Here is a 21,712-nt window from a genome sequence, read left to right on the forward strand (position 1 = left end):
CCGCCATGGCCTCGTGGGCGCTGCCCGCGATGGTCTTCAGCGCCTCGCGGGCCGTCCCCGGATCGGAGGTGAAGACATATCCGGCCAGGCCGGTCTGGACGGAGATCACGGACACGTGGTGGGCGATCACATCGTGCAGTTCACGGGCTATCTTCATGCGCTCGGCCATGACGGCCCGCTGCGCCTTCTCCTCCTGCTCCAGGCGCAGTTGCCCGGTCAGCACCGCGAGGCGCTCGCCGCGCTCCGCGAGCCGGCGGGACCGGTCGCCGGTCACCCAGGTGACGGCGACCATCACGGTCACGAAGGCCACACTGAAGGGGCCGCTCCCGGGCTCGGCGAGCCGCGCGCCCCACAGCAGCACCAGCAGCGACGCGGCGGCGCACTTCGCAGCGACCCTGCGCGGGCACCGCGCCGCGACGGTGTAGAGCGCCAGGCCCAGTCCACTGACAACGACCACGTGGTAGTAGGCCAGGGTGAAGTAACACAGCACGCAGGCCGCCGTGCCGATGAACACGGTCAGGGGAGCCCTGCGGCGCGCGGCCAGCGGAAGGTAGACCAGGGCGATCAGTACGTAGGCCCATACGTCGGCTTGCCGCCAGTAGCCGTGCGGGTCGGGCAGGTTGCGCAGCGCGGTGCTCGAGATCCAGACCGACACCGCCGCGTAGACGATGTCCGCCACCTGCGGGAAGGCCTGGCGAACCGCCCCGCTCCACATGCGCTGCGCCAACATCGTCCGAGCGTAGGCTCCGAGCGATCGCTCCACCGCGCTTTCCACCACAGCTACACCCCAGGTTGTACACCGCCAACCACCATGGTTGCAGGCGCAGTTCAACCCATGGTTGGGCGAGAGGGAACGGCCCTTCCAGCTAGCTTTCCCTCTACCGGCGGCCCCACGGCATCGCAGCTCCCCACCATGTGGTGAGCCGCGATGGGCCGCGTGGTCCGCAACACCGAGGGAAGGAAACCCAAAGTGTTCAGATCGAGGATCCGAACGATGACCGCGGTGACCGGCTGCGTGATCGCCCTGGGCGGTTTCGCCACAGCCACTCCGGCTTCCGCAGCCCCGTCGGCGCCGCACGGCGCGCGGGCCGGCGTTGTGCCGGCAGCCATCGCCCCGTCCTTCACCGGACGAAGCGACTACTGCGACAGCTACGTGTGCGGAAGCGGCACGTTCACCGACTCCGCCTCCAAAAAGCACCTCTCCGGTGCCATGTCGGTGAGATTCCCCTGCAACAAGGGTGTGACCAGCGCGCGTATCCGCCTCATCACCAGCACGCCCAGCGGCGAGCAGTACGGCGGCTGGCACACGACCCAATCGTGCGGCCAGTACGCACTCTTCGGGAATCTCGCGTGGACCCAGAGCGAACCGATCTACGCCTGGGCCATTCAGGAGAACCGAAGCGGCGGCGGTACCGCGACCGGGTCCTGGGTCTTCCTCTGAACGTCACGGGGGAAGCCCCAGCGGGGCCTTCCCCCGTGATCTGTGCGGTTCAGACGTGAGGGGGCGGCAAGGGTGGCGCGACCACTCGGTACCTGCTCGAACGCGCTCGGCAATACACGCTCTGGTGAGGGGCGGCGCGTTTCCCGGACAGGCGTCCGACCGTCTATTTCACGCGACCATTCGCAACTTCGCGTGCTCGGCATGGACTTCGAGATCGTCTTGCTTGACCTCAAGGCGATCTGGACGGCTTCCTCACGGAACTCCGGCGAGCATTTTTTACTGGGTGGCGCCGAATTCTTGGGCGCCTGTCCGGAAACTTCGTGGCCCCGCAGGCCTTGGGGACCCATTGACCCGGACGACCCTGACGACCCTGACGACCCTGACGACCCCGCGAAGCGAACCGCCCGCCACCGTCCGGCTGGAGGAATCTCGGGGCAGGCCCTGAGGCGGCGAAGGAGAAGCCCGCCCTCCATGTCTGCGTGCCGTCACGGCTACGCGAAAACGGGAGTTGGGCGATCTCCTCGTCGCATCATCACATTGGTTGGTCGCGCATTCGGACCACATGACTGCACACGGGGGATGACCATGCGTATTGCGCACAAGAGCTGGAAGACCTACGCCCTGGGAGCCGCGGCCCTCACCGCCCTCCTCTCCGCCACGGCCTGCGAGCCGGGCGCCACGAACAACGGCACGGGCACCATCACCCCGCCCGCCACCCCGAGCGCGGCCGTCTCCACCCAGCCCGGCGGCGGGGGCACGGCCTCGAGCGCGACCGTCTCCACTCAGCCCGGCGGCGGGGGCACGACCCCGAGCGCTACCGCCTCCACTCAGCCCGGCGGGGGCGCCGGCACGGGTGGCAGCTCGCAGGACTCGAGCGGCGGCTCGGGGAACTCCGGTGGGTCGAGCGGCACCGTCGGCGAGAGCGCCACCGCCTGCAGCGACGCGAACATCTCGGTCGCCACGACGCTCTACCCACATGACTCGGTCCGGCACCTCCTCCTCACGGCCACCAACACCGGCGACAAGGAATGCACTCTCTACCGCTACCCGATCGTCCGCTTCGACAACGGTCGCGAGGATCAGGTCGGCCCGATGGAGTCCGAGATGAAGGCAGTCAAGATCGGGCCGGGCAAGAAGGCGTACGCGGGCATGCTCCTCTTCCGTACCGGTGCGCCGACCGAGGCCGTGGAGACGATGACCGTCAGCCTCCAGGGCCGCGTCTCCAACGCCGATCCGGACAGCGGGCCGATCGAGGTCCCGCTGCCCGACGAGGCCGACTTCCTGAACATCGACGACAATCCCGCGGTCTCGTACTGGAACGTCAGCCGTGAGAAGGCCGAGAACTACATGTTCAAGGCCGCCGGCGGCAACTGACCCTCGCCCGAAGACCGCTCCTGGCCTCCAACAGGTCGCGCGACCACGGCCTGCGGCTTGCGGTGTCCTCGGTCTGCCCCTCGACCGAGGACACCGCGTCCCGACACCGCCCCGCACAGCCAGAAACACCCGGGCCGCCGGCGCTCGCGGCCCTCGCTCGTGGTCGGCCGGGATGGCCGCCCATCCGAACCGATCCGCAGTTCCTGGCGATTGCTCCGACCGCGAGTCGCCCTGTGGGTGGTCAATCGTCACCGCGCAATCACGCGGAACGTTGGACCGTCATCCAGCGCCATTGGGTGAACTGCTCCAGGTTGGCAGTGCCACCGATGCGGGAGCCGTTGCCGGATGCTCCCATCCCGCCGAAGGGGGCGTTCGCGGCGTCCTTGGCAGACACGTCGTTGAGGTGCACCATGCCGGTGCGCAACTGCTCGGCGATGACCGCGGCCCGCGACGCCGAACGGGAGTGCACAGCCGCCGTCAGGCCGTACTCGGTGTCGTTGGCGATCTCGACGGCCTCCTGGTCGGTACGGAACGCGACGACGGGGGCGACAGGCCCGAAGATCTCCTCGGTGAAGGCGGGCATGGTCCGATCGACGTGGTCCAGCACGGTGGGCGGGTAGAACAGCCCGTCGCGGCGGCCGCCTGCCAGCAACCGTGCACCGGCGGCCACGCTCTCGTCCACGATGCGTTCGATCCTCGCGGCCTGGCGCTCGCTGATCACAGGGCCGAGGGCCACACCCTCCTCCCGGGGGTCGCCGACCCGCAGTTCCTTGGCCTGCCTGATCAGTGCCTCGGTGTAGGGCTCCACGAAGTCGGCGTGCACCAGATGACGTCCGGCGGCGACGCAGGCCTGCCCCTGATAGCCGAAGGAACTCATCGCCCCGGCTGCCGCGGCGGAGTCGATGTCCGCGTCGTCGAGCACGACGATCGAGTTCTTGCCGCCCAGTTCCAGGGCCACCCGCTTGAGCCCGTCGGCCGCGGCGCGGGCGACCGCCCGTCCCGCCTCGGTGGAGCCGGTGAACACGACCATGGCGACGTGGGGATCAGCCACGACCGCCTCACCGGTGCCGGGGCCTCCGGGCAGGACATGGAGCAGCCCCTCGGGCAGTCCGGCCTCCTCGAACAGCCGCGCCACGACGACACCGCCGGACACCGGTGTGTGGGGATCGGGCTTGAGCAGGACGGCGTTGCCCAGCACGAGCGCGGGCGCCAGGGCCCGCATGGCGAACAGCAGGGGGGCGTTCCAGGGATTGATGACGCCGACCACCCCCAGCGGCACCCGCCATGCGTAACTGGTCTGGCCAGGTGCCGACGGGCTCAGGATTTCGCCGCGGGGCAGCGATGCGAGTCCGGCGGCCTGTGCCAGCTGGCTGAGTCCGGCCGCGATCTCGTAGTCGCCCTTCGCCGGGACGCCTGCGGACTCCCTGACGATCCACTCGCGTATCGCCGCGCTGTTGTCGCTCAGTGCCCGGGCGGCGCGGAGCAGGACCTCGGCACGCTGCTGGGGTGCCGTCTCGGCCCAGGCCCGCTGAGCCCGGGCTGCCATGGCCCCGGCCCGGGCGACATCCGCGGGCACTGCCACACCCACCTCCGCCAGCCGCTCTCCCGTGGCAGGTTCGTTCACCTGCTGAACTCCGCCCTCGGACTGCCGCCAACCGCCGCTGTAGATCTTCCCGGTCCATTCGGCCACGTCCGGCCACGTCTCCTCGCCGGTGGACGTCATGGCACGCCGCTCCAGCCCCGATACATTGGTATCTCTTTTCACATTGGTATCTCTTTAACGCTTATGGCCTTATTGAGCATATATGTCCAACCACTCCCCGTCGGTTGCTCGTGTGGCCGGGCCGGGACACACAGTGGAAAGACCGAGGTGAGGGCGGATGAACGCGATGACGGGTTCTGACACCGCCGGCGACGACCGGGCGGCGTGGCGGCCGGACGACCCCATCGACGAGTCGGCCACGGCCAGGGCCTGCATGGATCCGCACGGCATCGTGACCGGGTGGAGCGAGGGAGCACGGCGGCTGCTCGGATACCGGTCCGCTGAGGTCATCGGCCGGCCCGCCGCATCGCTGCTCCCCGGGGAGCCGCCCGCCGAGACGCTGCGCTCCCTGAAGACGCTGCCGAGGTGGAACGGGACGGCCACTCTCCTGCACCGGGACGGCCACCGCCTCGCAGTGAACCTGCTCGCCCACCGCCGGCCGCCCGACGGCGAGGACAAGGAGGGCGGCGAGTGGCTCCTGGTCTCCCCCCTGGCCCGGCCGTCGTCGCCGCTCCAGGACGACGCGCTGGTGCTGTGCGCGTTCACCGGGTCCCCGTTCACCACGGCGCTGTACGACACCGGCCTGCGGCTGCGGCGGGCGAACGCAAACATGGAGCGGGTGATCGGCCTGCCCGAAGCGGCGATGCAGGGGCTGCGCGTATCGGAGATCGTGGTCGATCCGGAGAGCGACCGGACGGAACAGTGCATGCGGCGGGCCCTGGAGACCGGCGAACAGCAGCATCTACAGCAGTCCCTGCACCTTGCGGGCCAAGAGAGCGAGAGCGTCTGGACAACGTCGCTCACCCCCGTGCGGGACGCCGAGGGGACGATACGGGGAGTGCTCCTTTCCGCACACGACGTGACCGAGGAGCACCTGGCCCGAGGGCGCCTGGCCCTGCTCAACGAGGCCAGCATCCGCATCGGCAGCACCCTGGACCTCGCCCGGACCGCACAGGAACTCGCCGATGTGGCCATCCCGCACCTCGCGGACTTCGTCACCGTCGACCTGCTTCCCGCCATCGAAGGCGGCGACGACCCACTCGCCGGCTCGCCGCCCAGCCCCGTCATGCTGCGCCGTGTCGCCTACCAGTCCGTCCTGGAAGGCTGCCCCGAGGTCGTGGTGAGCCTCGGAACGGTGGCCGCCTACCCGGACGAGTCGACCGCGGCCAGGTGCCTGACCACCGGCCGGCCGCTGATCGAGAACGTGACCGTTCCCGTGATCGACCAGGTGGCGAGGCAGGCCCCGGACCGGGCTGAGCAGATGCGACGCTTCGGCTTCCACTCGGTGCTGGCCGTGCCGATGCGCGCCCGCGGCATCACCCTCGGCGTGGCGACTTTCTCCCGCCACCGCCGCCCGGAACCCTTCGAGCGGGACGACCTGCTGCTGGGCGAGGAGATCACCGCCAGGGCCGCCGTCTGTATCGACAACGCCCGCCGCTACACCCGCGAGCGCCTCACCTCCCTCACCCTGCAAAGCAGTCTCCTGCCGCAACGGCTGCCCCCGCAGGCCGCCGTCGACGTCGCCTCCCGCTACCTCCCCGCCAGCACGCAGGCCGGCGTCGGCGGCGACTGGTTCGACGTGATCCCGTTGTCCGGCACCCGGGTCGCGCTCGTCGTCGGCGACGTCGTCGGCCACGGCATCCAGGCCTCGGCCGCCATGGGACGACTGCGTACCGCCGTGCGCACCCTTGCCGATGTCGACCTCCCGCCCGACGAACTGCTGACCCACCTGGACGACATCGTCATCCGCATGTCCGCCGAGGGCGAAAGCGCGGCCGACACCGTCGGCGACATCGGCGCGACCTGCCTGTACGCCGTCTACGACCCGGTCTCCCGGCGCTGCACACTGGCTCGCGCGGGCCACCCCGTACCCGCGCTGGTGACCCCGGACGGCGCCGTGGAATTCCCCGACATCCCTGCCGGCCCGCCGCTGGGGCTGGGCGGCCTGCCCTTCGAAGTCGCCGAGATCGAGCTGCCCGAAGGCAGCCTCCTCGCGCTGTTCACCGACGGCCTCATCGAGGCCCGTGGCCGCGACATCGACCAAGGCCTCGACCTGCTGCGCAAGGTGCTGGCCCGGCCGGCTCAGTCGTTGGAGAGCACCTGCGACACCGTGCTCCAGGCACTTCTCCCGGACCACCCCACCGATGACGTGGCGCTGCTGATAGCCCGCACCTGCGCCTTGGACGCGGCCCATGTCGCCACCTGGGACGTGCCGCCCGATCCCTCAGCGGTCACCGAGGTGCGTAAGAAGGCCACCCGGCAGTTGGACGCCTGGGGCCTGGACGAGGCCGCCTTCGTCACCGAACTGGTTGTCAGCGAACTCGTCACCAACGCCATCCGCTACGGCGGCGCCCCCATCCAGCTCCGGCTCATCCTCGACCGCAACCTCATCTGCGAGGTCTCCGACGCCAGCAACACCGCCCCCCACCTGCGCCGCGCCCGCACCTTCGACGAGGGCGGCCGCGGCCTGCTCCTCGTCGCCCAGCTCACCCAGGGCTGGGGCACCCGCCAGACGTACACCGGCAAGACGATCTGGGCCGAACAGGCCCTCTCCATCCCGCGTTCCTCACCGTCGACGAGGACGGACTGATCGGTGCGGCAGTCCTGCCGCTGTGACGGCGCGGCTGGGTGGAGCCGGCGGTGACGCCACCGGAACCCCGGCACGTCGTCGCTCAGCAAGTACCGCCCCTCTGCCGGGGAGGTGTCCACGGTGAACCGACCACGGCCCCGCCGCCGGCTCGGAATCCGGCGGTGGGCGAACCACCTGCGCAGGTCAGCGCAACCGCAAGACCGGCACAGACAAATGCCGTTGGACTCACGAGCAGCGGATTCAGCCCGTAGAGGCAGAGTTGACGATCCGGCACCCAAAAAAGAACGTTTCCGCAGGTCAGGAGCCTGCGCAGGTGGGGCGGGTGGGACTCGAACCCACGGCCGACGGATTATGAGTCCTTTGAGGATCTTGGCGGCCCTTGCCGATCATTGCCGATTCACGCCATTCTTGCAGGTCAGACGTGCCGATCCGTGTCAGCCCCGTGCAGTGCTTGTCTGTGTCAGCCCTGTGCAGTGCTTGTTGGTCTGTTCCTGTCCCTGTAGCCCCTCAATGGCCCCTGGGGGCCGATGAGTTAGACAGCTTCTGCAGCAACAGCCGCGTCCGCCCAGTCCAGCCAACGGGACAGAACCCCCACACAGCGGATTCCCCTTCCACCGCGCAGAGGCTCCGCACCCAGTAGGGGCGGAGCCTCCGTAGCAATTCGTCGCGAGCTGGGACTATGCCGCACCCGCGTGCGGTCACACCGACCGCACCTCTGCGTGCGCCGGTGTGGCCGCCGCAGTTCGCGTCAGTGGGTGACCGAATAGGAGTCGCCGGTGCCGGCCAGAGCACCCCCGTCGACGATCAGGTACTCGTCGCGGATGGGCGGCTCGCCGGCCATCTCCTCAGCAGTGTGTCAGGGTCGGGGGCAGCGGCGCACATGCCGCGCAAGGGTTCGATCACACGACGTGGGCATGCTCTCCGCCGGTCGGGCCCGGTGGGTCAGCCGAAGACACACCGCCCCCGATGGGGTTCGGCCTCGGCACCCGGGGGATGGCCTCCAGCACCGAGTGAAGAAGGGAGAGCCTTTTCCTGGATGCGCGCTGCGTAGGAGAAAGGACTCTCCCATTTCTCGGAGGGAAACCGGGGACGGTCAGGCGGAGCTGCCGCTGGTCGTGTGGCTGGGCTCGGCGGCCCAGGACGCCAGCAGGCGCAGGCTGTCGTGGGTCGGAGTGCCGGATTCTGCGGTCCACACGATGATCTGCAGGTCAGGGCCTGCCGCCCAGGTGACGGCGTTCCAGTCGAGATGCAGGTCTCCGACCACGGGGTGGCGCAGGTGCTTGGTCCCGGTGTCCCGGACGGCGACGTTGTGAGCGCCCCACCACCGACGGAACTGGTCGTCCCGGACCGAGAGTTCGCCGACCAGAGCGGCGAGCTGCGCGTCCCCGGGGTTGTTCGTGTTGTGCATCCGCATCTGGGCGATGGCGAGCCGGGTGACGCCCTCCCAGTCCGCGTACAGCTCACGCATCCTGGGATCGGTGATGAGGAGTCTTATGTAGTACCGCTGCTTCTCGGGGATCTTCGCGAAGTCGGTGATCAGGGCGGCGCCCATGGCGTTCCAGGCGACGATCTCGGTGCGCGGTCCGATCACGAAGGCGGGGGTGTGCGCCATGTCGTCGAGCATGCGCTGCAACTGGGGCTGGATCCTGGCGCGCGGCTGTCGGCGGTGCGGGCGGTATTCGTCCTTGGCCGCGAGCTCGTACAGGTAGGCGCGCTGGTCGTCGTCCAGGTGCAGCACCCGGGCCAGGGAGTCCAGCACGGACGGCGAGGGCTGGATTCGGCCCTGTTCGAGGCGGGCGTAGTAGTCGGTGCTGATGGCCGCCAATACGGCGATCTCCTCACGGCGCAGGCCCGCGACGCGACGCGGGCCGCCGTCGGGCAGGCCGACGGCGGCCGGGTCGAGCTCGGCACGGCGTGCCTTGAGGAATTCCCCCAGATCATGGCGGTGAGGATCGCGGTTCATGCCATCACCCTGACATCGCGGAGCAGTGTTGTCAGGGGGAGAGATCTGTCCCTGGAAGCCTCACCGCCAGGATGACGCGCGACCTGCGGCCGTCACCACGGGTTCAGCGGACGCGGCTCCACTTTCCATGGAGTTGGACGAACTCGCCACCGATGACGGAGCTGGCCATGCAGGTCCCCTCGGTGTAGTCCTCGATGTGAGTGACGTGGTCACCGGCGTCGGGTTCGGTCCAGCGCACGACGTACAGGCCGTCGCAGAGCTGGGTGGTGGTGTACTCCATTGTCTGCTTCCGGCCCTCGATGGCACCGCCTGTCACCTCGAAGGTGACCTGGGTCGCCGAGTCGAAGGTGATCTCCACCGTGAAGTGGCCGAGCGGCGTGTCCGGGCCGAGGTCCGCCAGCCAGGTCTGCCCCACGCTGGGGAGGATCACGTTGCTGTCCATCGGTACTACCTCTTCTTTGAGCGGCGGTGCGGGGTGTCAGCCCAGGGCCTTGACGACTTCCCGGGCGAGCGGGACGGCCGAGGCGGGGTTCTGGCCGGTGATGAGGGTGCGGTCCACCTCGAGGTGGGGGGCGAAGTTCTCCTCGCCCTTGTGGTATTCCGCGCCCACGTCCGCGACGAGACGGTCCTGGAGCAGCCACTTCGCCCGGTCGGCGAGACCGTTCTGGATCTCCTCGGAGTTGGACAGCCCGGTCAGGCGGTAGCCGGCGAAGGGGGACTTGCCGTCGGCGTCCACGGTGGACAGCAGGGCGGCCGGGCCGTGGCACACGAGCGACACGATCTTGCCGGAGGCGAGCCAGTCGGTCAGCAGCGTGCCGGCCGCGGGGTCGTCGGACAGGTCCTCCATCGGGCCCCACCCGCCGGGGACGAAGACGGCGTCATAGTCGTCGAGCCGGACGTCCTCGATGCGGATCGGGTTCGCCAGTTCGGTGGCCTCGCGCAGGGCGGTCTTCATCTGCTCGGCGCCCTCCTCGCCGCCGTTGAAGTCGGGCGTCAGGCTGAGCGCGTCGGCGGTCGGCGGGACGCCGCCCGGGGTGGCCGCGACGATCTCGTAGCCGGCCTCCTTGAAGACGCCGTACGGACCGATGGCCTCCTCGGCCCAGAAGCCGGACGGCTGCTCGAATCCGTCGGCCAGGGTCCAGTGGTCGGCGGCGGTGACGAGGAAGAGGATCTTCGCCATGGGTTTCTCCCTGGAAGTGAGTGCGGTCAGCCGTTCGCGGCCTGCTGGACGACGTGGCTGTCGGCGGCCTGAATCAGGCGGGTGAGCTTGCCGCCACCGACCGTCCACAGGTGGATGAAGCGCGCGTCCGACTCCAGGCCGGACTTGGACACGGCGTGGTAATGGCCGCGGACGAAGACGTGGTCACCGGAGCCGTAGAACTCCTCGGCCACCGCGCCGAAGGAGCTGAATTCGGGCGCGAGTCGGCCAAAGAAGTCGGCCCCGGCACTCGCCCAGGTCTTGTAGACGCCGCCGTACGGGAAGCCGGGGGTGATGTCCCAGACGACGTCGGGGTCGATGACCTCGGCGGCCACGTCCGGAGCCATGCCGGAGTCGTAGAGCCGACGGACGAGAGCGACGTTCGGGGAGTCGGACATGATGCTGCTCCATTTCGGGTCAGGCTTGCGGGTCGGTTCTCGGGTTCAAGCGGCGAGGGTGGCGCGGCCGGCGCGGAAGAACGCGGTCTGCTGCGCGACGCGGGTACCGAGGCCCTCGGCGGTGGCGATGTCGGACTTGTGAACGGCCTCCGGGCCGGCGTCGACCGGGGTCTGGGCACCTGCGCCGACGAAGTAGCCCAGACGGTTGATGTCGTCCTCGCTGCCTTCGGTGGACGCCCAGCCCGGCTGCACGCCGAGGCTGACCCAGTGCATGCCGTGCTGGGCGGCCATGGTGAAGAAGTAGCCCAGGGTCGAGGACTTGTCGCCGTTCTTGGCACCGGAGTTGGTGAAGCCGGCGGCTATCTTGTCGGCCCAGGTCTGGGTGTACCAGCGTTTGCTGCTGGCCTCGGCGAAGGTGTGGAAGGCGGCGGAGGCGGTGCCCATGTAGGTGGGGGCACCGAAGATGATCGCGTCGGCGGCGTCCAACTGCGCCCACTGCTCGTCGGTGATCGTGTCCACGGGGATGGAGATCACCTCGGCACCGGCTGCCGCGGCACCGCGCGCCACGGCCTCGGCCATGACAGCGGTGTGGCCGTAGCCGGAGTGGAACGCGACTGCGACCGTGGGGCGGGAGGTGGAAGACATTGCGGTATTACTCCTCGAAAAGGATTGCGCGAATCGTGCTCTGGAAGCATGGCACGCAATTCGGCGACGAAGGTAGGAAGGATCTGTCCCTGGTCGGGATCCGTTCCTGACCGGGATCCGTTCCGGGCCAAGAGGAAGGAACGAGATGGCACGCCGGAAACCCCAGTGGACATTTACACCGGGATCCTTCCGTCAATTCTTTGTACGCGCGAAAGGAGACCCCACCCGTCAGTTGACGGTGTCGGACTCGGAGTCGTCCGGCACGGCCACCTCATCCCTGCCCAGGACCGCCACGCGCCTGCGCCGGTCGGGTCACGGGCAGACCGACGACGCGGGGGCCGAGCTCGGCCCGGCGGGCCTTCAGAACTGGCCCAGCTCCTTAGGGTGCGCACTGCTGCTCCTACTGGACAGTGTGCGCTGTCCGCCACTTGGCTGGGTAGGAAGGTTTTGTCCCTGGATACTTCTGCTTTGAGGTGGAATTCTCCTGCGTACGGGCCCTCCGAGCGGTGACAGAGCGAGAGACCGGCATTGGTTTTTCACACGCCGTCGACGCTTCCGTATACCCCATGGGCCATCATCGAGGAATCCGGCACGCCCGGGTGACACCGCTGCCCAACCAGCAGCACCACAGCAACGCACGAAGAGAATCACGATGGAACTCCTGAAACGGCCGCCGACCGGAAAGGGCCACCCACCGGCGCGAAGACCCCCCACGCGCGCGCCCCCCCACCCGAGAAACGCATCAGGAGAAAAGACATGCGAGCAACTGTGATCCACGCCCCCGGTGACATCCGGGTGGAGGACGTCCCCGAGCCCAGGATCGTCAAGTCGACGGACGCGATCATCCGTACGGTCGCCACCTGTGTGTGCGGCTCTGACCTGTGGCCCTACCGCGGCGCGGAACCCGTCACCGAACCCCACCCCATGGGCCACGAGTACGTCGGCATCGTCGAGGAGGTCGGCAGCGAGGTCACCGATGTCAAGCCGGGCCAGTTCGTCGTCGGCTCCTTCGCCACCTCGGACAACACCTGCGCCAACTGCCGCAACGGCTGGCAGTCCAACTGCCTGCACCGCGAGTTCATGAGCACCTGTCAGGCCGACTACGTACGCATCCCCAACGCCCACGGCACCCTCGTCGCCACCGACGAGCACCCGGACGCCGAGTTCGTGCCCGGCCTGCTCGCCGTCTCCGACGTGATGGGCACCGGCTGGTACGCCGCCCTCGCCTCCGAGGTCAAGCCCGGCTCGACAGCTGTCGTAGTCGGCGACGGAGCGGTCGGCCTGTGCGGCGTCATCGCCGCCAGGGAACTCGGCGCCGAGCGGATCATCGCCATGAGCCGCCACGCCTCCCGGCAGAAGCTCGCCCTCGAGTTCGGCGCCACCGACATCGTCAGCGAACGCGGCGACGAAGGCATCGCCCGCGTCAAGGACCTCACCGGCGGCATCGGCGCCGACTCGGTTCTGGAGTGCGTCGGCACCCCCGAGTCGATGCGGCAGGCCCTGCACTCGACCCGCCCCGGCGGCAACGTCGGCTTCGTCGGCGTCCCGCACGAGGTGGCGGTCGACGGCCAGGAACTCTTCTTCTCCCACGTCGGCCTGCGCGGCGGCCCCGCCCCCGTACGCCGCTACCTGCCCGACCTCATCGACCGCGTCCTGTCCGGCCGCATCAACCCCGGCAGATGTTCGACCTCACGCTCCCCCTCGACCAGGTCGCCGAAGGCTACAAGGCCATGGACGAACGCCGCGCCATCAAGACCCTCCTCACGCCGTAACCCCTGACCCGCCGCCTCGTGCGCGTGAGCTGCCCCAGCCGCGCTCACCCCCACGAGAGCACACCCCACTGACCAGTCGCAGAGGAGGCAAGCCCATGACGACCTGGACGAACGACGAGCTGACCCGGATCGGGCACGCCGAGGAACTTCGGATCGCCCCCTCGCGCAGCGACGGAACGCCGCGCACACCCGTGCCGATCTGGGTGGTCCGCGACGGCGACGACCTCTACGTCCGCTCCTTCCACGGCAGCGCCGGCGCCTGGTACCGCGCGGCCCGGGCCCGCCACGAGGGCCGTATCCACTCCGGCGGCGTCGACAAGGACGTCACTTTCGTCAAGGTCACCGACCCCGGCGTGAACGACCGCATCGACACCGCCTACCGCGCCAAGTACGGCCGGTACGGAGCGAGTTACGTCAATCCCATGGTGGCGTCGCGAGACACGACCCTGAAACTCGTACCCCGCTGAACGGCAGCTCTTTCACCCCTCCAGGAGAAGCACCTTGCTCGGTCTCGAACTCGTCGTGGTCCTGGGGGTGGCCGTGCTGGTGGGCAACGCCGTGGGACAGCGCCTCGGCATCGCCCCGCCGGTCGTCCTCCTCATGACGGGTGTGCTCCTGGGGTTCGTCCCGGCGATGCGGGAGGCGCAACTACCCCCGGAAGTCGTGCTGTTGCTCTTCCTTCCGGTCCTGCTGTACTGGGAGAGCCTGACCACCTCCCTGCGGGAGATCCGCACCAACCTGCGCGGCATCCTGCAGCTGAGCACCGTACTCGTCATCCTCACGGCCTGGGCCGTCGCCGCGGCCGGGCACGCCCTCGGGCTGCCGTGGGGGCCGGCGTGGGTGCTCGGCGCGGCCATGGCGCCCACGGACGCGACGGCGGTCGGTGTCCTGGCCCGCTCCCTGCCGCGCCGCCAGGTCACCGTCCTGCGCGCGGAGAGCCTGGTCAACGACGGCACGGCCCTGGTCGTCTACGGTCTTGCCGTCGGCATCACGATCGGCGAGGAACACCTGAGCGTCCCGCACGTCGGCGGGCTGTTCCTGCTCGCCTACGGTGGCGGAGCCGCAGTAGGCGTGGCGGTCGCGTGGGTCAACATGAACCTGCGGAGCCGCCTGACCGATCCCCTGCTGGGCAACCTGGTCATGATCATGGCGCCCTTCACCGCCTACCTGCTCGCCGAACTCATCGAAGCCTCCGGCGTCCTCGCGGTGGTCGTCAGCGGTCTGATCATGTCCCAGGTCGCCCCGCGCATCATCCAGGCCGAACACCGCACGCAGGCACTGGCGTTCTGGCCGCTGGCCACCTTCATCATCAACGGGGCGCTGTTCGTCCTGGTGGGGGTGGAACTGCAATACGCCGTCCGCGACCTGGGCCGCGCCGACCTCCGGGACGCGCTGATCGCGGTCGGTGTCATCTGCGTGGTACTCGTCGCCGTGCGCTTCGCGTTCCTGTACGCCTCCACCTACCTCATCCGCGCGCTCGACCGCCGCCCCCGGCAACGCATGCTCCGCGTAGGACACCGGACCCGGGTGGTCAGCGGGCTGGCCGGCTTCCGGGGCGCGGTCTCGCTCGCGATGATGCTCTCGGTGCCGCAGACACTCGACTCGGGCGAGCCGTTCCCCGACCGCAGCTTCATCGTCTTCGTCACCTCCGGCGTCATCCTCGTGACGCTGGTGGTGCAAGGCCTGCTGCTGCCGGTGGCGGTGCGCTGGGCGAAGCTGCCACCCGACACCTCGGTCGACGACGAACACGACCTCGCCGAGACCACCGCCATCGAAGAGGCGATCAAGGCGATGCCCCGACTCGCCGCCGGCCTGCGGAGCGATCCGAAGATCGTCGAGTGGCTGCGGCAGGAGTACGAGGCCCACCTGGCGTCCGTCCGGGCCCGGAGCGCGGGCGCCCACGACGACCCCGCGGTGCTCCAGCACCAGGACTACCTCGCGCTGCGCCTGGCCCTCATCGCCAACAAACGCGCCACCGTCGTACGGCTGCGCGACGAGCGCCGGATCGACGACACCGTACTGCGCCGCCAGCAGGCCGCTCTCGACAGCGAAGAGATCCGCCTGTCGGGAGGCGCGGCGGTCGAATGACTCATCTCTGAGGAAGGACTTCCCATGAAGGCCATAGGCCTGACTGAATTCGGCGGACCCGACGTACTGCGGGTCCTGGACCTTCCGGCCCCCGAGGCCGGGCCGGGCGAGATCCGGATCCGGGTGCACGCTGCGACGGTCAACCCCGTCGACACGTTGGTGCGCCGGGGAATCGCCTTCGTCTCCGACGCCGAGCCGCCCTACGTTCCCGGGATGGACGCGGCCGGCGTGGTCGAGCAGATCGGGGAGGGAACCGGCACCGATCTCAGGGCCGGTGACCATGTCATGGCCGTCGTGGTCGTCTCCGGGACGCACGGAGCCTACGCCGAGCACCTGGTCGTCCCCGCCGAGTCGGTGGTTCGCGTACCGGCGGGCGCGACCGATGTCGAGGCCGCCACGCTGCCGATGAACGGGCTGACGGCCCGTATGGCGCTGGACCTGCTGGAGCTTCCCGCAGGCGCCACCGTGGCGGTCACGGGAGCGGCCGGCGCGGTCGGCGGCTACGCCGTCCAGATGGCCAAGGCCGACGGGCTCCGGGTGATCTCCGACGCGGCGCCGAAGGACGAGGCACTGGTGAAGGAGCTCGGGGCTGACGTGGTCCTGCCTCGCGGTACCGAGTTCCCGGAGCTGGTGTGCGGGGAGATACCTGACGGTGTTGACGGACTCGTCGACACCGCGGGCGTCGCCGGCCTCGCCATCCGCGCGGTCCGCGACGGTGGCCGGGTGGCCTCGTCGGTCGGCGGCGTCGAAGTGCCCGGTGAGCGCGGCATCGAGACCCGACACGCGTTCGTGCCCCGGTACGCACGCGAACATGCCAAGCTCGACCGCCTCCGCCAACTGGCGGAGGAAGGCAGCCTTACCCCGCGGGTCGCACGGGCCCTGCGGGCCGAACAGGCCCCCCAAGCACACCGGCTGCTGGAGGTGGGCGGCCTCCGGGGACGCGTGGTGCTCAGCTTCTGAGCATCCGGAAGTCCGGGTGGTCGCGGGCCGGGAGGGTGGCGGCTTCGGCTCCCCCCGAGACAGCTGCTGCCCAGCCGGCGTCCCCGGCCACACCGACGGGTCCACATCGAGAGGGTCGCGCAACCCATCGGGGCCGTTTCTTCCTCGGGCCGTTTCCTCGCTCCCTCGGCCGTTGCCGGGACGCTCTCTCAGCAGCGCCAGGCTCTCCACAGCACAGGCGGCAGCCCGACGTCGCCCGACCCGCGTCCGCGCACCCGCCGCGCCGGTATCTGCGCTGCCTCCGCCGCCGTCCCGGTACTCAACCGGCCGCCCTGTGGATGGCTGCCCCAGCCGCGCAACCATCAAATGGGACAACGAATCGACCCCGAGACACCGTCGGTCTGCCCACTGCTGCGCCGTCCCGGCCCCTGTACGGCCCCTGGGTCTTGGCACCAGCCCTCAGGGCGGCCACCCGAACCGCGAGCGGGAACCTCGAACACCTACTCCGCCGCAGGTGAGCGAAAGTTGACGCTCCGACACCTCACGAGGAACGTTTCCGCAGGTCAAGAGCCTGCGCAGGTGGGGCGGGTGGGACTCGAACCCACGGCCGACGGATTATGAGTCCTTCGAGGATCTTGGCGGTCCTTGCCGATCAGTGCCGATTCACGCCGTTTTCGCAGGTCAGCAGTGTGCGCCTGTGTCAGCCTTGCGCGGTCCTTGTCGGCTGGTTCGTGTCCTTGCGGTCCCTCTGTGGTCCCTACCGCTCCCTGAAGGGCCTGCCGGTACGGAAGCCTGCGCGTCACTCCAGCTCCACGGACTGGGTCGAACCGTGGCGCAGCGGATTCCCTTACCGGCGAAGGTGCTGCGCTCTCATTGCGAGGGTGCCGCCGCGTTCAGTTCGAGATTCTCATCGCCGTCGCCTGTACGGCCACCTCCGCGGCGCGTCTCTCATTACATGTCGTGACAGAGCGTATTCTCCGAGTGACGTGACGGGCCGCAACGGGGGCTGCATGATGCGGTATTGGCGGCATGGCATTTGGGTGATGGCGGTGATCGTCACTGGTGTGGTATTCGCCGTGACAGCACATGACGGGGGGCTCGGTAAGCCCGAAACATTGACGTCGGTGCTCGGTTTCGGGGTGTCCGTGACGGGCCTGGCGGTCAATGCGTTCCGCAACAGCTCGGCGAACGGCACCGGCCCGACGTCCGCCGAGCGGCTGGACCGCTACTGCGATCAGCTGGCGGTTGCCGTCAGGGAACAGTGGCAGGCGGAGTGGCGGCTGCGGCGGCTGCAGGACCCGGAGCCCTTGCAGGTGTCCTGGACGCTTGCGGAGCCTTGGCTGGCCGACCATTGGGACAACGCCGATGACCGGACGGTGCTGGACGGCCGCTTGGAGCACATCACGATGGTCTTCAACCGCGTACCGTCCAGGCGGCTGGTCGTTCTCGGCGGCCCCGGAAGCGGCAAGACCGTCTTGGCGGTGCGCTTCACACTCGATGTCCTGCAAGACCGGCAGCCCGGCGAAACCGTGCCGGTGATCTTCTCGCTTTCCGGATGGCGGCCGGACCGCGAAAGCCTGCGCGGCTGGATGACGGCCTTCCTGGCGGCCACCTACCCTGGGGCCACATGGGGCGGCGAACTCCTGGCCGCGGGCCGGGTGCTTCCCGTCCTCGACGGTCTGGATGAGATCCCCGAGCCCCTGCGGGCACAGGCCGTGCACCGGCTGAACGCGGAACTCGATCCCGGCAGCCCCATCCTCCTGACCTGTCGCACCCAGGTATACGCCGACGAAGTCGAGACCGGCGACGTGTTCACCGCAGCCGCGGTAGCCGAGCTCCAGCCTCTGTCCTTCGATGACGCAGGCGCCTATCTGATCCGCACCGCCCGCCCTGTTCGGGGCACTGACGGGCAGCGCACGACACGTTGGGACCCATTGCTCGCCCGCGTCCGCGCCCACCCCAACGATTTGCCCGGTCGCGCGTTGCGTCAGGTCCTGGGGACACCGCTGATGGTGGCGATGGCGCGCTCGGTATACGGCGAGACCACAGCAGACCCCGCGGAACTGCTCGATCCGCGCTTCAGCGACCCCGTCACCTTGGAACAGCACCTGCTTGAAGCATTCGTGCCCGCGGCCTTCCGCGACGCCCCCGACCCTGACCGGGCCTGCCGTTGGCTCGGCTTCCTCGCAGCCCACCTGGAACGACTCCACACCCGCGACCTTGCATGGTGGCAACTGCGCCTGGCCCTGCCATCGCCACTGCGCACCCTCGGCCCCATCCTGCTCCTGGGAAGCCTGGCCATGGCGACCAGCCTCGCCGTGGTAGAAACGACAGGCCACATGGTGCCCGTCGTGACAGCCGCCATCCTGGCCGGCATCAGCATCGGCTACCTGGTCCTGTCACACGGCCGGAAGCCAACAGCCCAACAACCGCCGGGGGACCAACGGCGAATCCCACCTGAACACATCCGGGCCTTGGCAATTGCTGCTTGTCTTGGAGTCGTTGTCGGTTGGACCGGGGGCCTCAGCTTCCCCGACGGCTCCTTCCAGCCCACAGCGGACGGATGGCTCAATCCCGCAGCCATGGCGATGACCGCAGGCCTGGCCACCGCCATGATCCTGGCCGTCATTGGCATTACCGGCGCACCGCTGCCCTCCACTGGCTCCTTCGGACGAAGCCGACAGACGTCTTCCTCCCTTCGTCGCACCCTGAGCACGGTGACCCTTCTGCTCTTCGGCTGCGCCGCTTGCCTGACCGCAGCAGTTTTCGCCTTTGGGTTCGGGACCCAGAATGCCTTTACTCTCTGGGCTCCGACCGCACTTCTCATCACGCTCGCCGCCGCGACCGGCCTCGGCGTGCTCTCCGGGCTGCTGGGCGTACGTGCCCGGCGGGTCAATCCGCAGGCCCCGGCGATAGGTGTCCGCGTACCCGCCCAGGGCGGCCGTCCACGTCGCCGCGTCAGCCGGGCCTTGGGCCGGGGCGTGGCCGCAGGCTTGGTCGCGGGACTCTGTCTCGGCGTCACTTTCGGCCTGACCGAGGCGACCGTACTGGCCATCAGGGCCGACAGGCAGGGCACCTACCCCGTGGGCGCCGTGCCGCACACCCTGCCCGACGGCACCCACTACGCCGTCACGCCAAACGGCTGGTGGCACGGCTGGCTTCCGGACGGAAGCAAATTCGTCCGAACTCCCGGCTCGGTCCACGGCATCATCGCCCAGGACCCCGACGGCAGCCCGTACGCGGGCACCGCTTCGTCAACCAAGGACATCTGCACCGGCCAGACACGATGCACACCCTTTTACGGTCCCGTCGAGATGCGCCTTCGTCGCGGCAAGTACGACGGCGAGCAGGTGAAGTTGCCCAGTGGCACCCTCGTCGACGAATACGACTTCGAGAACGAACTGCCCTCACGAACTGAACAATGGCTGTACGCGGGCAGCCCTGGCCACCTGTTCGGCGACGCCGCAACGTTCGGCTTGTGGGCAGGCCTCGCCATCGGACTGATCAGCGGCATCGCAGCCGTTTTGCACCGCTGGCTGATCGCCCCCGTCGACATCACACGCTCCCTCAGCCCACTCGCCAGCCTGCGCAGCGACCGCACAACCGCAGCCGCCAGAAGCATCATCGTCTTCTACTTCGGCATCATCACGACCGCATTTCTGGTCACGCTCTTGAAACTGCCGAACAGTACCTACTACGCGCTGATCATCTGGGGACTGGCCGGGCCGCTCGCCCTAGTTCTGAGCGCCTGGGGCTGGCTACTGACGGCCCGCCTGTGGCTGTGCGGAACCAGCCGACTGCCCTGGCGCCTCATGGCCTTCCTCGACGAAGCCCACACCCGGGGGGTACTGCGGCAGGCCGGCGCGGTGTACCAATTCCGGCACGCCAGACTGCAGGAGCAACTGGCCACCGCATCCAACCACCAGCACGCCGAACGCGCTGCGGGCGACGGGCCCACAGCCAACAAATGAGAAGTGAGTGCCGCCTCCTGGATCCCACTCACGCGACCCGTCAGCGCCGCCTCGGTCCCTGTCCGGTCCCTGGATCCCAGACACCGAGCCCGGGTGCCAACTGCCCCAGAGGCCGACACCAGCCTTCCCGCCTGCTCCACTGCTGGTCAAAGCCATCGACGTGCTTCCGAGCGGCATGGCACCCACGAGAAACCGAACTCGCGAGCAGCGGATTCAGTCCGTTCAGCCCAAGTTGGCGTTTCCGCCTTCGACGAGGAACGTTTCCGCAGGTCAAGAGCCTGCGCAGGTGGGGCGGGTCGGACTCGAACCCACGGCCGACGGATTATGAGTCCTTCGAGGATCTTGGCGGCCCTTGCGTCTCTACGCCGATCCATGGCGTTCTTGCAGGTCAGACGCGCTCTTCAGCGTTGGGATCAGCTGATCTTTGTCGGTCTGTTCCTGTCCTTGTGTCCTCAACGCGTCCTCAACACGGCCATTCAAGGGAGGTCTTCCCCGTGGGGTGCCTGCGGCCGGCGGTCCGCGCCCATGCGACGAGCCCGTTCTCGCGAGCCGACCGGAGCCGAATGTGGGCGGCGGATTCCGGGAGCCGCACACGTGGGAACCGTGCGCAGTGGGCAGAGCGCAGCGGCGGGCCCGATCAGTTGGCCGACGTGTTCCGTGTCATCTCGGCTGCCTCGGTGGTGGCGCGTTGTCTGAGATCGCCGAACAGCTGCATCGTGACGGCGGCCAGGACGTCGTCCCCGCCGACAGTCCGCCCGTCCCCGCGGCGGGTGGACAGGGCGAGGAGGGGGTCCTTGAGCAGCGGGGCCGGGGCTGGCTCGCCCGGCACCACCAGACTGACCGTCCCGAACCGCTTGACCCCGGCCTCGCGGACGACCTTGGCCGCGTCCCGGGCCAGGGCCGTCAGGAACACGCTCGCGATTCCGTCCAGGTCGCGGACCATCGCCGGGACGGCCCTCACCCCCCGGCTCCTCAGCAGCCTTCTCACCCCGGCCTCGAACCGGTGGGCGCCAGCCACACCACTCGGTGTACGCGCCCCGCGGCGCTCACGAAGAGACACGAGCGCACCATCGGCGTTGCGCACCTCGCCCATCAGGCCGTGGAAGGTCGGGCTGTGCAAGTACCACGCCGATCCCACCTCCACCTCGACGTTCCGGTCGATCGCCGAGATGAGGTCCTTGGGAATCAGCCTCTTCCTGGCCTCCTCGGCCGCCGCGCTTCTCGCGCCGTCGATGATCTCCGCCAGCACGGTCCGCGTCACCGACGCGGCGGCCCACGCGGCCGGCCGGGAGACGTGCAACGAGGTCACGTCCCTGAACACCGCTTTGACGAGCTGAGGCTTGAACGGCAGGTCGGTCACGACGGAAGCGGTCTGCGGACCGCTGCGCTCGGTGCGTAGGGGCTGTGTGGTGGTCATCGAAGAATGTGCTTTCTGCTGTCGGAAGTGTCAGTGGCCCATGCCGCACCGGGCGGCGAGACCACAGAGCTCTGCGGAGGGCGCCGAGCCGGCACAGGGCCTGCCGGGCGGGGGGGCCCCGCCACCAAGGGGGGGGGGGGCCCCCCCCGCTGGT

Annotated in this window: 15 protein-coding genes and 1 pseudogene; 8 read left to right on the plus strand and 8 right to left on the minus strand. The window is 69.1% G+C overall.

Annotated elements, in window-relative coordinates:
* Positions 1–730 (minus strand): sensor histidine kinase (locus tag ACFWBB_RS23055; protein WP_385275502.1); only part of this gene is annotated, 730 nt, incomplete at its 3' end.
* A gap of 264 nt (positions 731–994) precedes the next feature.
* Between ACFWBB_RS23055 and ACFWBB_RS23060 the strand changes: the two genes are divergently transcribed.
* Positions 995–1,441 carry a hypothetical protein gene (locus ACFWBB_RS23060; protein ID WP_385275505.1) on the plus strand — a complete coding sequence of 149 codons (447 nt, stop codon included), beginning with the start codon at positions 995–997 and terminating at the stop codon, positions 1,439–1,441.
* Positions 1,442–2,020: 579 nt separating this feature from the next.
* The gene (locus ACFWBB_RS23065; RefSeq protein WP_385275508.1) at positions 2,021–2,815 is read left to right on the plus strand and encodes a DUF4232 domain-containing protein; all 795 of its coding nucleotides are present in this window, start codon (positions 2,021–2,023) and stop codon (positions 2,813–2,815) included.
* 259 nt (positions 2,816–3,074) lie between these two features.
* Here ACFWBB_RS23065 and ACFWBB_RS23070 read toward each other — a convergent pair whose 3' ends face one another.
* Positions 3,075–4,538: an aldehyde dehydrogenase family protein gene (locus ACFWBB_RS23070; RefSeq protein WP_385275511.1), complete on the minus strand. Its 1,464-nt coding sequence runs from the start codon at positions 4,536–4,538 to the stop codon at positions 3,075–3,077.
* A gap of 157 nt (positions 4,539–4,695) precedes the next feature.
* Between ACFWBB_RS23070 and ACFWBB_RS23075 the strand changes: the two genes are divergently transcribed.
* Entirely contained in the window at positions 4,696–7,167 is a 2,472-nt protein-coding gene (locus ACFWBB_RS23075; protein WP_385275514.1) for a SpoIIE family protein phosphatase, read from the plus strand.
* Positions 7,168–8,260: 1,093 nt separating this feature from the next.
* On the opposite strand, the gene ACFWBB_RS23080 is transcribed toward ACFWBB_RS23075, so the two are convergent.
* The 5 genes from ACFWBB_RS23080 to ACFWBB_RS23100 all read right to left on the minus strand — a co-directional run bounded on the left by ACFWBB_RS23080 (position 8,261) and on the right by ACFWBB_RS23100 (position 11,371).
* Positions 8,261–9,130 carry a helix-turn-helix transcriptional regulator gene (locus ACFWBB_RS23080; protein ID WP_385275517.1) on the minus strand — a complete coding sequence of 290 codons (870 nt, stop codon included), beginning with the start codon at positions 9,128–9,130 and terminating at the stop codon, positions 8,261–8,263.
* 103 nt (positions 9,131–9,233) lie between these two features.
* Complete coding sequence (locus tag ACFWBB_RS23085) at positions 9,234–9,572, minus strand: hypothetical protein (protein WP_385275520.1); 339 nt, start codon at positions 9,570–9,572, stop codon at positions 9,234–9,236.
* A gap of 36 nt (positions 9,573–9,608) precedes the next feature.
* Positions 9,609–10,310 (minus strand): type 1 glutamine amidotransferase domain-containing protein, encoded by a 702-nt coding sequence (locus tag ACFWBB_RS23090; RefSeq protein WP_385275523.1) that lies wholly within the window; start codon positions 10,308–10,310, stop codon positions 9,609–9,611.
* A 26-nt stretch (positions 10,311–10,336) separates the two neighbouring features.
* Positions 10,337–10,726 (minus strand): nuclear transport factor 2 family protein, encoded by a 390-nt coding sequence (locus tag ACFWBB_RS23095; protein WP_327314882.1) that lies wholly within the window; start codon positions 10,724–10,726, stop codon positions 10,337–10,339.
* A 45-nt stretch (positions 10,727–10,771) separates the two neighbouring features.
* Positions 10,772–11,371 (minus strand): flavodoxin family protein, encoded by a 600-nt coding sequence (locus ACFWBB_RS23100; RefSeq protein WP_385275527.1) that lies wholly within the window; start codon positions 11,369–11,371, stop codon positions 10,772–10,774.
* Between the two features lie 756 nt (positions 11,372–12,127).
* Here ACFWBB_RS23100 and ACFWBB_RS23105 point away from each other — a divergent pair.
* From ACFWBB_RS23105 to ACFWBB_RS23125, 5 genes and pseudogenes are all read left to right on the plus strand, one after another.
* A pseudogene (locus tag ACFWBB_RS23105) lies at positions 12,128–13,143 on the plus strand (zinc-dependent alcohol dehydrogenase family protein).
* A 95-nt stretch (positions 13,144–13,238) separates the two neighbouring features.
* Positions 13,239–13,610 (plus strand): DUF2255 family protein, encoded by a 372-nt coding sequence (locus ACFWBB_RS23110; protein ID WP_385275530.1) that lies wholly within the window; start codon positions 13,239–13,241, stop codon positions 13,608–13,610.
* A gap of 34 nt (positions 13,611–13,644) precedes the next feature.
* The gene (locus tag ACFWBB_RS23115) at positions 13,645–15,231 is read left to right on the plus strand and encodes a Na+/H+ antiporter (protein WP_385275533.1); all 1,587 of its coding nucleotides are present in this window, start codon (positions 13,645–13,647) and stop codon (positions 15,229–15,231) included.
* A 24-nt stretch (positions 15,232–15,255) separates the two neighbouring features.
* Positions 15,256–16,191 carry an NADP-dependent oxidoreductase gene (locus ACFWBB_RS23120; RefSeq protein WP_385275536.1) on the plus strand — a complete coding sequence of 312 codons (936 nt, stop codon included), beginning with the start codon at positions 15,256–15,258 and terminating at the stop codon, positions 16,189–16,191.
* Between the two features lie 1,022 nt (positions 16,192–17,213).
* Positions 17,214–20,141, plus strand: a complete 2,928-nt coding sequence (locus tag ACFWBB_RS23125) for an NACHT domain-containing protein (protein WP_385275539.1) — start codon at positions 17,214–17,216, stop codon at positions 20,139–20,141.
* Between the two features lie 637 nt (positions 20,142–20,778).
* On the opposite strand, the gene ACFWBB_RS23130 is transcribed toward ACFWBB_RS23125, so the two are convergent.
* Positions 20,779–21,558: a hypothetical protein gene (locus ACFWBB_RS23130; protein ID WP_385275542.1), complete on the minus strand. Its 780-nt coding sequence runs from the start codon at positions 21,556–21,558 to the stop codon at positions 20,779–20,781.
* Positions 21,559–21,712: the final 154 nt, after the last annotated feature.

This window comes from Streptomyces sp. NPDC060000 (assembly GCF_042737375.1).
Lineage (GTDB): Bacteria > Actinomycetota > Actinomycetes > Streptomycetales > Streptomycetaceae > Streptomyces.